This window comes from Sphingomonas sp. BE138 (assembly GCF_031456125.1).
GTDB lineage: Bacteria > Pseudomonadota > Alphaproteobacteria > Sphingomonadales > Sphingomonadaceae > Sphingomonas.
This window is the reverse complement of the sequence record NZ_JAVDUC010000012.1, coordinates 36204-49612: the sequence shown is the minus strand read 5'-3', so window position 1 is coordinate 49612 and position 13409 is coordinate 36204. Positions and strand designations below refer to the sequence as shown.

The 13409-nt window shown below is 68.6% G+C and carries 16 protein-coding genes; 9 read left to right on the top strand and 7 right to left on the bottom strand.

The window, feature by feature from the left end; translation table 11 throughout:
- The first annotated feature begins 77 nt into the window (after window positions 1-77).
- The 3 genes from J2Y58_RS14800 (at window position 78) to J2Y58_RS14790 (ending at window position 2747) form a co-directional block, all read left to right on the top strand.
- Complete coding sequence (locus J2Y58_RS14800) at window positions 78-641, top strand: shikimate kinase (RefSeq protein WP_310104539.1); 564 nt, start codon at window positions 78-80, stop codon at window positions 639-641.
- Window positions 638-1738: a 3-dehydroquinate synthase gene (gene aroB / locus J2Y58_RS14795; protein ID WP_310104536.1), complete on the top strand. Its 1101-nt coding sequence runs from the start codon at window positions 638-640 to the stop codon at window positions 1736-1738. The genes J2Y58_RS14800 and aroB overlap by 4 nt, the downstream gene beginning before the upstream one ends.
- Window positions 1739-1922: 184 nt before the next feature.
- On the top strand, window positions 1923-2747 hold the full coding sequence (locus J2Y58_RS14790) for an alpha/beta hydrolase (protein WP_310104535.1): 825 nt from the start codon (window positions 1923-1925) through the stop codon (window positions 2745-2747).
- A gap of 117 nt (window positions 2748-2864) precedes the next feature.
- Here J2Y58_RS14790 and J2Y58_RS14785 read toward each other — a convergent pair whose 3' ends face one another.
- Window positions 2865-3179 carry a septum formation initiator family protein gene (locus J2Y58_RS14785; RefSeq protein ID WP_310104532.1) on the bottom strand — a complete coding sequence of 105 codons (315 nt, stop codon included), beginning with the start codon at window positions 3177-3179 and terminating at the stop codon, window positions 2865-2867.
- Window positions 3180-3224: 45 nt separating this feature from the next.
- Window positions 3225-4505, bottom strand: coding sequence for a phosphopyruvate hydratase (eno, locus tag J2Y58_RS14780; protein WP_310104530.1), 1281 nt, complete (start codon window positions 4503-4505; stop codon window positions 3225-3227).
- A gap of 136 nt (window positions 4506-4641) precedes the next feature.
- Between eno and J2Y58_RS14775 the strand changes: the two genes are divergently transcribed.
- The 6 genes from J2Y58_RS14775 to J2Y58_RS14750 all read left to right on the top strand — a co-directional run bounded on the left by J2Y58_RS14775 (window position 4642) and on the right by J2Y58_RS14750 (window position 6942).
- Complete coding sequence (locus J2Y58_RS14775; RefSeq protein ID WP_310104527.1) at window positions 4642-5196, top strand: hypothetical protein; 555 nt, start codon at window positions 4642-4644, stop codon at window positions 5194-5196.
- Window positions 5189-5527 carry a phage holin family protein gene (locus tag J2Y58_RS14770; RefSeq protein WP_310104526.1) on the top strand — a complete coding sequence of 113 codons (339 nt, stop codon included), beginning with the start codon at window positions 5189-5191 and terminating at the stop codon, window positions 5525-5527. The genes J2Y58_RS14775 and J2Y58_RS14770 overlap by 8 nt, the downstream gene beginning before the upstream one ends.
- Window positions 5524-5853, top strand: coding sequence for a phosphatase (locus J2Y58_RS14765; RefSeq protein WP_310104524.1), 330 nt, complete (start codon window positions 5524-5526; stop codon window positions 5851-5853). The genes J2Y58_RS14770 and J2Y58_RS14765 overlap by 4 nt, the downstream gene beginning before the upstream one ends.
- Window positions 5850-6299, top strand: coding sequence for a hypothetical protein (locus tag J2Y58_RS14760; protein WP_310104522.1), 450 nt, complete (start codon window positions 5850-5852; stop codon window positions 6297-6299). The genes J2Y58_RS14765 and J2Y58_RS14760 overlap by 4 nt, the downstream gene beginning before the upstream one ends.
- A gap of 190 nt (window positions 6300-6489) precedes the next feature.
- A complete protein-coding gene (locus tag J2Y58_RS14755) occupies window positions 6490-6720 on the top strand; it encodes a DUF4170 domain-containing protein (RefSeq protein ID WP_310104519.1) in 231 nt (76 codons plus the stop codon).
- A gap of 90 nt (window positions 6721-6810) precedes the next feature.
- Window positions 6811-6942 (top strand): hypothetical protein, encoded by a 132-nt coding sequence (locus J2Y58_RS14750; protein WP_310104517.1) that lies wholly within the window; start codon window positions 6811-6813, stop codon window positions 6940-6942.
- A 278-nt stretch (window positions 6943-7220) separates the two neighbouring features.
- Here J2Y58_RS14750 and J2Y58_RS14745 read toward each other — a convergent pair whose 3' ends face one another.
- From J2Y58_RS14745 to carA, 5 genes are all read right to left on the bottom strand, one after another.
- Entirely contained in the window at window positions 7221-8006 is a 786-nt protein-coding gene (locus J2Y58_RS14745) for an APH(3') family aminoglycoside O-phosphotransferase (RefSeq protein WP_310104515.1), read from the bottom strand.
- On the bottom strand, window positions 8006-8482 hold the full coding sequence (gene greA, locus J2Y58_RS14740; RefSeq protein WP_310104513.1) for a transcription elongation factor GreA: 477 nt from the start codon (window positions 8480-8482) through the stop codon (window positions 8006-8008). The genes J2Y58_RS14745 and greA overlap by 1 nt, the downstream gene beginning before the upstream one ends.
- 83 nt (window positions 8483-8565) lie before the next feature.
- Window positions 8566-11910: a carbamoyl-phosphate synthase large subunit gene (carB, locus tag J2Y58_RS14735; protein ID WP_310104510.1), complete on the bottom strand. Its 3345-nt coding sequence runs from the start codon at window positions 11908-11910 to the stop codon at window positions 8566-8568.
- Window positions 11910-12179, bottom strand: coding sequence for a hypothetical protein (locus J2Y58_RS14730; protein WP_310104507.1), 270 nt, complete (start codon window positions 12177-12179; stop codon window positions 11910-11912). Before J2Y58_RS14730 ends, carB begins: the two co-directional genes overlap by 1 nt.
- Window positions 12176-13345, bottom strand: a complete 1170-nt coding sequence (gene carA, locus J2Y58_RS14725; RefSeq protein WP_310104505.1) for a glutamine-hydrolyzing carbamoyl-phosphate synthase small subunit — start codon at window positions 13343-13345, stop codon at window positions 12176-12178. Before carA ends, J2Y58_RS14730 begins: the two co-directional genes overlap by 4 nt.
- Window positions 13346-13409: the final 64 nt, after the last annotated feature.

Genomic DNA, 13409 nt, shown 5'->3' with positions numbered 1-13409 from the left:
GCGAACGAAACGCATCCCCGGCCAAGCGCGTGCGTGCTGTTGCCGGGGACGGAACGCGCTGTATAGCCGCAGGGACGATGTTGCAAAGCCCGCCCGTCCCCACCCGTCGCCCGCCGCGTCGTCCGCTCCGCTGGACCGGCCGTCCGATCGTGCTGGTCGGGTTGATGGGCGCGGGCAAGTCGACGGTCGGCCGGCGGCTGGCGACAAGGCTCGCCCTTCCCTTCGTCGATGCCGATACCGAGATCGAGGCGGCGGCGGGGATGTCGATCGCCGACATCTTCGCGCAATTCGGCGAGGACTATTTCCGCGACGGCGAGCGCCGCGTGATCCAGCGGCTGATCGACGGCCGGCCGAAGGTGATCGCGACCGGCGGCGGCGCGTTCGTCAACGACGAGACGCGCGCGCTGATCCTGTCGGACGCGCTGGCGATCTGGCTCGACGCGCCGGTCGAGGTGCTGGCCGAGCGCGTGCGCCGCCGCGACACCCGCCCGCTGCTGCGGGGCAAGGATCCCGCCACGGTGCTGCGCGAGCTGGCGGCGGTCCGCAACCCGCTCTACGCGCTGGCGCATCTGCGCATCGCCAGCGCCAACGCCCCGCACGACACGACGGTGCGCGCGATCATGGAGGCTTTACGGAAATGACGACGGTGACGGTGGCGCTGGGCGACCGCAGCTACGACGTGCGGATCGAACCCGGGCTGCTGTCTCGCGCCGGGGAGGCGCTGGCACCGGTCGTCGGCACGCGCCCGGTGGTGATCGTCGCCGACGCCAATGTCGTCGGGCATCTCGCGACGCTGACCGCCGCGCTCGATGCCGCCGGTCTCCGCCATGCCGAGATCGTGCTGCCCGCCGGGGAAGGGTCGAAGAGCTGGGCGACGCTGGAGCGGCTGACCGACGAATTGCTGGCCTTGGGCGTCGAGCGCGGCGACCATGTCGTGGCGCTGGGCGGCGGCGTGATCGGCGACCTGGTCGGGTTCGCGACCGCGATCCTGAAGCGCGGCTGCGGCTTCGTACAGATCCCGACGACGTTGCTGGCGCAGGTCGATTCGTCGGTCGGCGGCAAGACCGGGATCAACGCGCGTGCGGGCAAGAACCTGGTCGGCGCGTTCCACCAGCCCAAGGTCGTGCTGATCGACCCCGACGTGCTCGACACGCTGCCGCCGCGGCAGGTGCGCGCCGGCTATGCCGAAGTCGTCAAATACGGGCTGATCGACGACGCCGACTTCTTCGCGTGGTGCGAGGCGAACGGTGCGTCGTTGCTGGCCGGCGATGCCGACGCGCGCGTCCACGCGATCGCGCACGCGGTCGCCGCCAAGGCGCGGATCGTCGGCGAGGACGAATTCGAGACGACCGGTCGGCGGGCCTTGCTGAACCTCGGCCACACCTTCGGCCATGCGCTGGAGGCGGAGGCGGGCTTTTCCGACCGGCTGCTGCACGGCGAGGCGGTAGCGGCGGGTTGCGGGCTGGCCTTCGCCTTTTCGGCGGCGACCGGGCGGTGTTCGCCCGACGACGCCGCGCGCGTCGCGGCGCACTGGCGCGACAGCGGCCTGCCGGACGGGCTGGCGGCATCGGGCGTGGACGCGCCGGCCGCGCGGCTGGTCGAGCATATGCGCCACGACAAGAAGATGGCGGCGGGCACCCTGCCCTTCCTGCTGGCGCGCGGCATCGGGCAGACATACCTCGACAAGACCGTGGCGCTGGCGGAGGTCGAGGCGTTCCTGGGCGAGGCCGGGCGGTAGCCGGCCCCTTCCGTCATACCCGCGTCGGCGGGAATCCGGAGCCTCCGACGTCGCGACTCTATCGACGAACCTGCGCGTCTGGATTCCCGCCTTCGCGGGAATGACGACGGCTCGGCGAGACCGACATAGGTAAGGAACGCGGCACCGAACCGTCCGTTACGCAGGCTCTGCCAAGGAGAGCCATATGCCGTATGTGAAGACGCGCGACGGGACCGACCTGTACGTCAAGGATTGGGGCGAGGGCCGGCCGGTGGTCCTGCTGCACGGCTGGCCGCTGTCGTCGGACAGCTGGGATCCGCAGATGAAGGCGCTGGCCGATGCCGGTTTCCGCGCGATCGCCTATGACCGGCGCGGGTTCGGGCGGTCGGGGCAGCCGTGGTCGGGCTATGATTACGACACGCTGACCGACGACCTGCACGACGTCTTGGAGGCGGCGGGCGCGACGCAGGATGTGACGCTGGTCGGCTTCTCGATGGGCGGCGGCGAGGTCGCCCGCTATCAGAGCCGCTACGACGGCAAGGGCGTGATCTCGGCGGCGCTGATCGGCTCGGTCGTGCCGTACATGCTGAAGACCGACGACAATCCCGACGGCGTGCCTGAGGAGACGCTCCAGCAGATCGCGGAGGGAATCCTGAAGGACCGCCCGAACTTCTTCCGCACCTTCTTCAAGGACTTTTTCGGGGTCGGCTATGTCACCAGCCCGGTCAGCGAGGCGGTGCTCGACTGGGCGCAGGGGCTGGCGATGCAGGCCGGGTTGCAGCCGACGCTGAAATGCGCGGAAAGCTTCGGCCACACCGACTTCCGGCCGGACCTGCCGGCGTTCCGTGTGCCGACGCTGGTGCTGCACGGCACCGCCGACAAGACGGTGCCGATCGACGCCAGCGGGCGCGCGGCGGCGGCGGGGATCGCGAACGCGCAGCTGGTGGAATATGACGGCGCGCCGCACGGCCTGTTCGCGACCGAGAGCGATCGGTTGACGCAGGACCTGCTGACGTTCCTGGGGCGGTAAGGCTTTCCACTCCTCCGTTCGTCCTGAGCCTGTCGAAGGGCGTGTTCTGGGCACGTGCTTCGACAAGCTCAGCATGAACGGTGTGGGTGCCGCGTTCCTCACGAAGCGCCGCCGCCCTCACTTCAGCGGCACGATCACCTCGTCGGGGTGCGCGACGTTCAGCTCCTTGCGCACCAGTTCGTCGACCATGTCCGGGTTCGCATGGCGTGGATCGAGCAGCGCGACGCGGTTCTGGAGCATCGTCCGCCGATGATCGAGCGTGGCGTAATGACGTTCGCGTGCCATCAGTTGGCGCTTGTAATCGCCCAGCGCGATCAGCCCGTTGGGCCCCAGCACCGCATAGGCGCCGAAGAACGCCATGATCGACACCGCCAGCGCCGGGAAGGCGGCGCGGCGCAAGGTCTGCGAGAGGCGGTTCGACGGACGGGGCATGACACTCGCGATTCTCGCGAGTCGCCACGCCCTTTGCAAGTCCTATCAGCGCGTCCGCAGCACGTCGCGACCGGCATAGCGCGCCATGCCGCCGAGTTCCTCCTCGATGCGGATCAGCTGATTGTATTTGGCGAGCCGGTCCGAGCGCGCCAGGCTGCCGGTCTTGATCTGCCCGCAGTTGGTGGCGACCGCCAGATCGGCGATCGTCGCATCCTCGGTCTCGCCCGAGCGGTGCGACATCACCGCGGTATAGCCGGCACGCTCGGCGACGCGGATCGCCTCCAGCGTCTCCGACAGCGTGCCGATCTGGTTGACCTTCACCAGCAGCGAATTGGCCAGCCCCTGCGCGATGCCGTCGCGCAGCCGCTTCGGGTTGGTGACGAACAGGTCGTCGCCGACCAGCTGCACCTTCTTGCCGACCGCATCGGTCAGCGCCTTCCAGCCCGCGAAATCGTCCTCGGCCATGCCGTCCTCGATCGAGAAGATCGGGTAGCGCGCGACGAGATCGGCCAGGTAATCGGCCATCGCGCCGGGCTCCAGCGTGAGGTTCTCGCCGGAGATGACGTACTTGCCGTCCTTGAAGAACTCGGTCGCCGCGCAGTCGAGCGCCAGCATCACGTCCTCGCCCGGCGTATAGCCCGCGCGCTCGATCGAGGTCATGATGAAGTCGAGCGCGTCGGTGGTGCTCGCCAGGTTCGGCGCGAACCCGCCCTCGTCGCCGACCGCGGTCGCCAGCCCCTTCTCGCTCAACCCCTTCTTCAACGTGTGGAAGATCTCCGACCCGCAGCGCACCGCCTCGGCGAGCGAATCCGCGCCGACCGGCACGATCATGAATTCCTGGAAGTCGATCGGATTGTCGGCATGCTCGCCGCCGTTGATGATGTTCATCATCGGCACCGGCAGGACATGCGCCGCGACGCCGCCGACATAACGGTAGAGCGGCAGCCCGCGTGCATCCGCCGCCGCCTTGGCGACCGCCAGGCTGACGCCCAGGATCGCGTTGGCGCCGAGCCGGCCCTTGTTCTCGGTGCCGTCCAGCTCGATCATCGTGCCGTCGATCTCCAGCTGGTCCTCGGCGTCCAGCCCGATGATCGCGTCGGCGATCTCGTCGTTGACCGCCTCGACTGCGTCGTCGACGCCCTTGCCGCCCCAGCGCGCCTTGTCGCCGTCGCGCTTCTCGACCGCCTCGTGCGCGCCGGTCGACGCGCCCGAGGGAACGGCGGCGCGACCGAAGCTGCCGTCGTCGAGCAGCACGTCCACCTCCACGGTCGGATTGCCGCGGCTGTCGATGATCTGGCGCCCGTGCAGGTCGATGATTGCGGTCACGAAACGATCCTCCTAGCTTGCCGCCCCGGCGACAGGGCACGCGCGCCTCCTAGCGGGCGCCCGGCGATGCTGCAACGCGATGGAACCCGCGGCATCGCCACCGGTTTGTTTGACCTCGACCAGGGAAGGAATGATCATGGCCGACGAGCAGGACCGCGACACGCTCCAGCAAACCACCGCGGCGGATGCGTCCCCGCCCCCCGCCGATGCCGCCTTCACGCCGGCCGCGCCGTTGAAGGACGCGGGCGTCGATTTTTCGCCCGAGGATGGCGCATCGTCCGACACGGGCACGGTCACTGGTGGCGGCAGCACGATCGCCGACGCCAAGCAGACTGTGATCGATCAGGTTTCCAAAGGTCGCGAACAGGCCGCCGACAAGGCGCGCGGGCTGGCCGAGGATGGCAAGGCGAAGGCCACCGATGCGCTGGCGCAGCTGTCGCAGTTGCTGACCGATGCGGCGGGCCAGGTCGACGAGAAGCTGGGCGCGCAATACGGGCAATATGCGCGTTCGGCCGCCGACCGCGTGCAGGGCTTCTCCAGCGCGATCGACCAGAAGAGCATCGACGACCTGCTCGACGATGCACGCGCGCTGGTGCGCAAGAGCCCGGAGGTCGCGATCGGCGTGGCCGCCGGAGTCGGCTTCGTCGTCGCGCGGCTGATCGGATCGGCCGTCGACCAGCGCGATGCCTGATCGCATGGACGTGCGCGACCGCGTGCTGCCGGACAGCATCCCGCAGCTGGTGACCCAGCTGGCCACCGACGCGCGCGACGTCGCCAGGGCGGAGGTGGCGCTGGCGAAGGCCAAGGCGCTGTCGACCGTCACGCGCTACAAGACCGCCGCGATCCGCTTCGCGGTCGCCGGGGTACTGGCGCTGGCCGGGCTGATCGCGCTGCTGGTCGGGGCGATCGTCGCGCTGGCGACGCTGATCGGCCCGGGCTGGGCGACGGTGGCCGTCGTCGGGGTCGTGTTCGTCATCGCCGGCATCATCGCGCTGTCGGGCAAGAAGGCGCTGCGCGCATGAGCGCGGACGACGTCACGCTCGCCGAAGCGCGGGTTGCGGAGGCGCGCGCCCGGCTCGACGGAACGGTCGAGCGGTTGCAGACCGAACTCGAACCCCGCCGCCTCGCGCGGGTCGCGCTTGCCGAGGTGACCGACGGCGGCGAGCGGGTGGCGCGCGTCGGTGCCGATGCCGCACGGCGCAACCCCGGCCTGCTCGCCGGGGGTGCCGGGCTGCTCGCGGCGGTGGTGGTCGGACGCGGGATCGCGCGGTTGTTCGGCAAGAAGAAGCGGCAGAAGCAGCTGCCGCCCCCAGAGGATTTCGCGCGAGCGGAAAGGATCGGATCATGACGGACGTGAACAAGGATCAGGAACAGCACGGTCGCCTGCGCGACGGCGTCGATCAGGCACGCGAGGCCGCGGTGCACGCGCTCGACACCGCCAAGCACCGCGCCAGCGACGCCGCGCACGCAACGGCAGAGACGCTGGAATCGAACCCGCTCGGCGTCCTGGTCGGCGGGCTGGCGCTGGGTGCGGTCGTGGCGGCGATCCTGCCGCGCAGCCAGCGCGAGAAGGACCTGCTGGCCGGGGTCGGGCGCAAGATCAACGCCGCGGCGGTCGCGGCGCTGGCGGCGGCGAAGGAAGCCGGTCGCGCCGAGCTCGACGAACTCGGGCTGACGCCCAACGCCGCGAAGGGTCAGGCCAAGTCGCTGTTCCAGGGCGTGCTGAAGGCGGCGGGCACCGCGGGGACCGCGGCGGCGCAGGCGGGCAAGGAACAGGTGAAGAGCGCCTCCTGATCCCCCTTCAAAGCGCGCGCGCACCGCGCTAAGGAAAGCGAAAGCCGGCGGGCGGTAAAGGCGCGCCGACCTCGACGAAACGGGAGAGCCGACGGATCGCACCCCGCGACCCGTCGGCTTTTTCGGGTCCCGCGCGGTCGGCGATCGACGGGCGCGCCGCGATCGTCCAACCCTCCTTCGGAGTGCGTGCATGAGCAAGCTTCACCTGGTATTCGGCGGTCGCGTCAGCGATCCGCGCACCCTCGACTTTGCCGACCTGACGTCGATCGACATCGTCGGCGTCTTCCCGGACTATGCCAGCGCCGAAAAGGCCTGGCGCGCCGCCGCGCAGCGCACCGTCGACGACGCCGAGATGAAGTATGTGGTGGTGCACCTCCACCGCCTGCTGGAGCCGGATTTGGTCAACAAGCCGGCGGCGTAAGGCGGCGCTGTCGAGTGGGTCGTTTTCGCTGGCGGCGGAGATCCGGCACGTTGCGTTTGCCCTGACCTGACGAAGGGCGTTCCGTTTAGCATGTGCGTCGACAAGCTCGGCGCGCGGCCGGATGAAGATACCGGTGGCGTCGATATCGGTCGCGCTGCGACCGACGCGCTCGACGTACCACGGTTCGTCATTCCCGCGAAGGCGGGAATCCAGAGCCGCTGACGGTAGCGCCTCCATCTACAGGCCTGCGCGTCTGGATCCCCGCCTGCGCGGGGATGACGAAGTGCGGGGCGACGGGGGATAGGAGGGTGATCCGACTGCGAGGGTGACGAGCATACGATGTGCGCCCGGTGAGGCCGGACCTCCCCTGCGCCGCCGTCTCCAATTTCACGGTGGCGGGCAACCAGAACCTCCGAAGCCAGCGCCTCTATCGACAGACCTGCGCGTCTGGATCCCCGCCTGCGCGGGGATGACCGCAGGTGCGATCCGCGCGAGGCCCCTCAGAACAGTTCGTCGAGCAATCGATGGAAGCGCAGGCGCGGCGTGTCCGGCGAGCCGATGCCGATCTCATCAAGGAACGCCGCTTGCGCCGCCGCGCCGTAGTCGGCGAGATTTTGCCAGAAGATGGCAATGTCCTGATAGCGATCGGCCACCCCCAAACGGCCGACATCGATGCAGCCCGTCAGCACGCCCGCGGCATCGAACAGCAGATTGCCGAGCGACAGATCACCGTGCGTCACGACGCGATCGGTCGCGGCATGGCGCAGCGCCTCCGCTTCCGCCAGCACGCGCGCGGCGCTCCAGCCCTGATGCTCGTCGTCGAAATCGTCCTCGTCCACGACGCCGGCCGCCACGTTCCGCCGCGCCGCGGCCAGGCGGATACCCGCACCGGCGTCGAACGGGCAGTCGTCGACGGGCAGCGCATGAAGCGCGCGCACGAAGGCGGCAAAGCCCGTGATGATCGACGCAAGCATCTGGGGTCGATCGGCCAGCCAGCCATCGCCTGTCCGCCCCGGCACGGCCGCGGTCAGCAGCCACGCCGCATCCTCCTCGACCACTGCCGAGATCAGCCGTGCCGCGGGCACCCGCCCCTGCAACCAGCGCAGACGGATCGCTTCGTCGGCCACCGCCTCCGCCACCGGGCCTTCGCCGAACTTCAGGAACATCGCGTCGCCACCAGGCGCGGCGAGCCGGTGAATGACGCCCCCCGACTCGCCTTCCGGCTCACGCTCCCATGTCGCGCCCGCCAACCGCTCCCGCCATGCCGGGGGGAGCGGGATCGGCATCAAATGAACTCGATCTTCGACACCAGGTAATAGCGATCGCCCGCCGGCACCGACACCTCGACCTCGTCGTCCAGGCTGCGCCCGATCAGCGCGCGGCCGAGCGGCGAATTGTAGCTGATCCGGCCGGTCTTGGCGTCCGCTTCGGTCTGGCCGACGATCTGGTACTTCACCGGCTTGTCGTCCTCGTCGAGCAGGGTGACGGTCGCGCCGAAGACGATCTTGTCGCCCGACAGGTCGCGCGGGTCGATGATCTGCGCGCGGCTGAGCTTGTCCTCGATGTCGGCGATGGTCGCCTCGACCTGCCCCTGCCGCTCCTTGGCGGCATGATATTCGGCGTTTTCCGACAGGTCGCCGTGCGCGCGCGCTTCCTCGATCGCGTCGACGATCAGCGGGCGCTCGGTCTTCAGCCGCTTGAGGTCCGCGGTCAGCTTTTCATAGCCTTCCTGCAGCATCGGCATCTTCTCGACGGTCGCCATCGCCCTTGTCCTTCGTAAAAACGCGTCCCCGGGCGGCCCCTCCCTAAGAAGCCGCCCCTGCCATCAGCACGAATGTCCGGGGATCAGTTGTGCGGCTGCGAATAATAGGATTGCAGCGGCCGTACTTCAAGGTTGCGTTCACCATCGCCGGTCACCGCCGCGCGGATCGCCTGCGCCGCCTGCACCGCCGCCGAGGCGGTGGTGAAATACGGCACCTTGCCGTTCACCGCCGAGGCGCGGATCGGCTGCGAATCCTTCAGGCTCTGCCAGCCCTCGGTGGTGTTGAAGATCAGGTCGATCGCGCCGTCCTTGATCCGGTCGACGATATGCGGACGGCCCTGCGCGACCTTGTTGACCGTCTCGACCGGCAACCCGGCACGCGACAGATGGTCGGCGGTGCCGGTCGTCGCGACGATCGCGAACCCGGCCTCCACCAGCGCGCGCACCGCGGGGACGATCGCGTCCTTGTCGCCGGGCTTCACGCTGACGAACACCGCACCGCTGGTCGGCAGGACGGTGCCCGCGCCCAGCTGCGACTTGGCGAAGGCGGTGGTGAAATCGGGCGAGATGCCCATGACCTCGCCGGTGCTCTTCATCTCCGGCGACAGCACCGGATCGATGCCGGGGAAGCGTGCGAAGGGGAACACCGCTTCCTTGACCGCGAAATAGTCGATGTCGCGGTCGATCTTCGGCAGGTCGCGCAAGCGCTCGCCCGCCATCACGCGGCTGGCGATCTTGGCGATCGGCGCGCCGATCGCCTTGGCGACGAACGGCACGGTACGGCTGGCGCGCGGGTTGACCTCGATGAGGTAGACCTGCCCGTCCTTCACCGCGAACTGGATGTTCATCAGCCCGACGACGTTCAGCCCGTGCGCCAGCGCCTCGGCCTGCCGCTCGATCTCGGCGACGATCTCGGCGGGCAGCGAATAGGGCGGGATCGAACACGCGCTGTCGCCCGAATGGACGCCCGCCTCCTCGATATGCTGGAGCACGCCGGCGACCACCACGTCGGTGCCGTCGCAGATCGCGTCGACGTCGACCTCGATCGCGTCGCGCAGATACTGGTCGATCAGCACCGGCGCATCGCCCGACACCTGGACGGCGGTCTGGATATAATCCTCCAGCTGCTGGTCGCTGTCGACGATCTCCATCGCGCGCCCGCCCAGCACGTAGCTGGGACGCATCAGCACCGGATAGCCGATGCGATTGGCGACGTTCAGCGCCTCCTCGCGGCTGCGCGCGATGCCGTTGGCGGGCTGGAGCAGCTTGAGCCGGTTGACGAGCGCCGCGAAGCGCTCGCGGTCCTCGGCGAGGTCGATCGCGTCGGGGCTGGTGCCGAGGATCGGGATCCCGGCCTTCTCCAGCGCGCGCGCGAGGTTCAGCGGGGTCTGCCCGCCGAACTGCACGATCACCCCGACCAGCTCGCCCTTCGACTGTTCGACGTGCAGGATCTCCAGCACGTCCTCCGCGGTCAGCGGCTCGAAATACAGGCGGTCCGACGTGTCGTAATCGGTGCTCACCGTCTCCGGATTGCAATTGACCATGATCGTCTCATAGCCGGCATCCGCCAGCGCGAAGCAGGCGTGGCAGCAGCAGTAATCGAATTCGATCCCCTGCCCGATCCGGTTCGGCCCGCCGCCCAGGATCACGATCTTGCGCCGGTCGGACGGCAGCGCCTCGTTCTCGGGCTCGCCGAAGCTCGGCGCCTCGTAGGTCGAGTACATGTACGGCGTCTTCGCGTCGAACTCCGCCGCGCAGGTGTCGATCCGCTTGAAGACGGGGCGCACGCCCAGCTTCAGGCGATGCTCGCGCACCTCGTCCTCGGTCACGCCGCCGGTCATCGCCTTCACCGCCTCGTGGATCAGCCCCGAGCCGCGCGCGATCCCGCGGCTCATGCCGCGCAGGTTCGCCGATTGCAGCGCCAGCCACGCCAGCCGCTTGTCGGAGAAGCCCATCGCCTTCAGCCGGCGCATGCCCGCCGCGTCGATCGGCAGGCCGTCCTTCATCACCTCGGCCTCGGCCGCGACAATCTCGGCCATCCGCTCCAGGAACCACGGATCGTACTTCGCGATTGCGTGCACTTCGGCGACGGTGAAGCCTTCCCGAAGGGCTTGGGCCGCGACCAGCAGCCGGTCGGGCGAGGCGACCGCCAGCGCGGCCTCGATCTCGGCGCGCGGCGCGCCGACCAGCCGGTCGACGTTGTTGAAGCCCGACAGCCCGGTCTCCAGCCCGCGCAATGCCTTTTGCATCGATTCGTGGATGTTGCGCCCGATCGCCATCACCTCGCCGACCGACTTCATCGCGGTGCCGAGGACGGCTTCCGCGCCCTTGAACTTTTCGAACGCGAAGCGCGGGATCTTGGTGACGACGTAGTCAATCGTCGGCTCGAACGACGCCGGGGTCGCAGCCGTAATGTCGTTCTCGATCTCGTCGAGCGTATAGCCGACCGCGAGCTTGGCCGCGACTTTGGCGATCGGGAAGCCGGTCGCCTTCGACGCCAGCGCCGAGGACCGCGACACGCGCGGGTTCATCTCGATCACGATCAGGCGGCCGTCCTTCGGATTGACCGCGAACTGCACGTTCGACCCGCCGGTCTCGACGCCGATCTCGCGCAGCACCGCGATGCTGGCGTTGCGCATGATCTGATATTCCTTGTCGGTCAGCGTCAGCGCCGGCGCGACGGTGATCGAGTCGCCCGTATGGACGCCCATCGGATCGACGTTCTCGATCGAGCAGATGATGATGCAATTGTCCGCACGGTCGCGGACCACCTCCATCTCATATTCCTTCCAGCCGAGCAGCGATTCCTCGATCAGCACCTCGGTGGTGGGCGACGCGTCCAGCCCCTTGCGGACGATCTCGACGAATTCCTCGCGGTTGTACGCGATCCCGCCGCCGGTGCCGCCCAGCGTGAAGCTGGGGCGGATGATCGCGGGCAGCCCGACCTTCTCCAGCCCGACCAGCGCCTCCGCCTCCGTATGCGCGATATGGCTGCGGGCGCTTTCCAGCCCGATCTTGTCCATCGCGTCGCGGAACTTCAGGCGATCCTCGGCCTTGTCGATCGCATCGGCATCGGCGCCGATCATCGTCACGCCGAATTTGTCGAGCGTGCCGTCACGGAACAGCGCCAGCGCGGTGTTCAGCGCGGTCTGCCCACCCATCGTCGGCAGGACCGCGTCGGGGCGCTCCTTCTCGATGATCTTCGCGACGACCGCGGGCGTGATCGGCTCGACATAGGTGGCGTCGGCCAGTTCGGGATCGGTCATGATCGTCGCCGGGTTCGAATTGACCAGAACGATGCGATAGCCCTCTTCCTTGAGCGCCTTGATCGCCTGCGTGCCCGAATAATCGAACTCGCACGCCTGCCCGATGACGATCGGACCCGCGCCGATGACGAGGATGGAGGAGATGTCGGTGCGTTTGGGCATTAGTTCTCTTCCGAAGCTGGTGCGTTGCCGATGAAGGAGATCCTGTTCATCGGCACGACTGCGCTGACTTTTCTGAGCACGCACTCAGTCTGGGTGAAATCGACATTCGGGCCGCTGCGAAACACGACCACGCTGCCATTCATGACGACCGTGTCACGCGGGACATGACATGCGTCTGCCATTGCGTGCAGGTCAGCCTGGGTCACTTCATGGCGACGCTGGCTCGGTTGCGCCGCAACCTGCATGGCAAGTGCGACCAATACGCTCATTTACCTAGCGAACCCACGAACCGCTCGAACAGATAGAAACTATCCTGCGGTCCCGGGCTCGCCTCGGGATGGTACTGCACGCTGAACGCCGGGCGATCGGTCAGCTCCAGCCCCGCGTTCGACCCGTCGAACAGCGACACATGCGTCTCGCGTGCGTTCGCGGGCAGCGACTCGCGCTCGACCGCGAAGCCGTGGTTCATGCTGGTGATCTCGACCGCGCCGTCCGTCACGCGCTTGACCGGGTGGTTCGCGCCGCGGTGGCCCTGGAACATCTTGGTCGTGCGCGCACCGACCGCAAGTGCCAGCAACTGGTGGCCGAGGCAGATGCCGAACAGCGGCTTGCTCGTATCCAGCAGCTGGCGGATCACCGGCACGGCGTACTCGCCGGTCGCGGCGGGGTCGCCGGGGCCGTTCGACAGGAAGATGCCGTCCGGGTTCAGCGCCATGATCTCGTCGAAGGTCGCGGCTGCGGGCACCACAGACACCTTCGCCCCAGCCTGAACCAGATTGCGGAAGATGTTGAACTTGCTGCCATAGTCGATCGCGACCACGTGCGGGCGCTCGCCCTCGTCGCCGGCGTCGTAGCCGAAGCCGAGCCGCCAGATCCCGCCCGCCCACGTGCCGTGCGTCTCGCGGGTCACGTCCTTGGCGAGGTCCATGCCCTCCAGCCCCGGCCAGCCGCGCGCCATCCTGAGCAGCGCGTCGAGATCGAAGTCGCCCGTCGGCGAATGCGCGACGACGCCGTTCGGCGCGCCCCCGGAGCGGATGCGGCGCGTCAGTGCGCGGGTGTCGATGCCGGCCAGCCCGATGCGCGTGTGACGCTTCATCCAGCCGTCGAGGTTCTCCATCGCGCGGAAGTTCGACGGCGCGGTCGGGTCCTCGCGAACGATCATGCCCAGCGCATGCGGGTTGTCCGCCTCGATATCGTCGGGGTTCGCGCCGACGTTGCCGATGTGCGGGAAGGTGAAGGTGATGATCTGCCCGGCGAAGGACGGATCGGTCATGATCTCCTGATAGCCGGTCATCGCGGTGTGGAAGCACACTTCGCCGACCGCGGCGCCCTCCGCGCCGAAGCCTCGGCCCCACGCGACCTCGCCATTGGCCAGGACGAGAACGCCGGTGGCGCCTTCGGGCATGGGGGCGTGCGGAAACTCAGGCTCGGCCATGATCGGCGGGCACTCCTTGAATGGGTCGGCAATGTCGCTAAGCCCCGCCCGCTAGAGACGCATC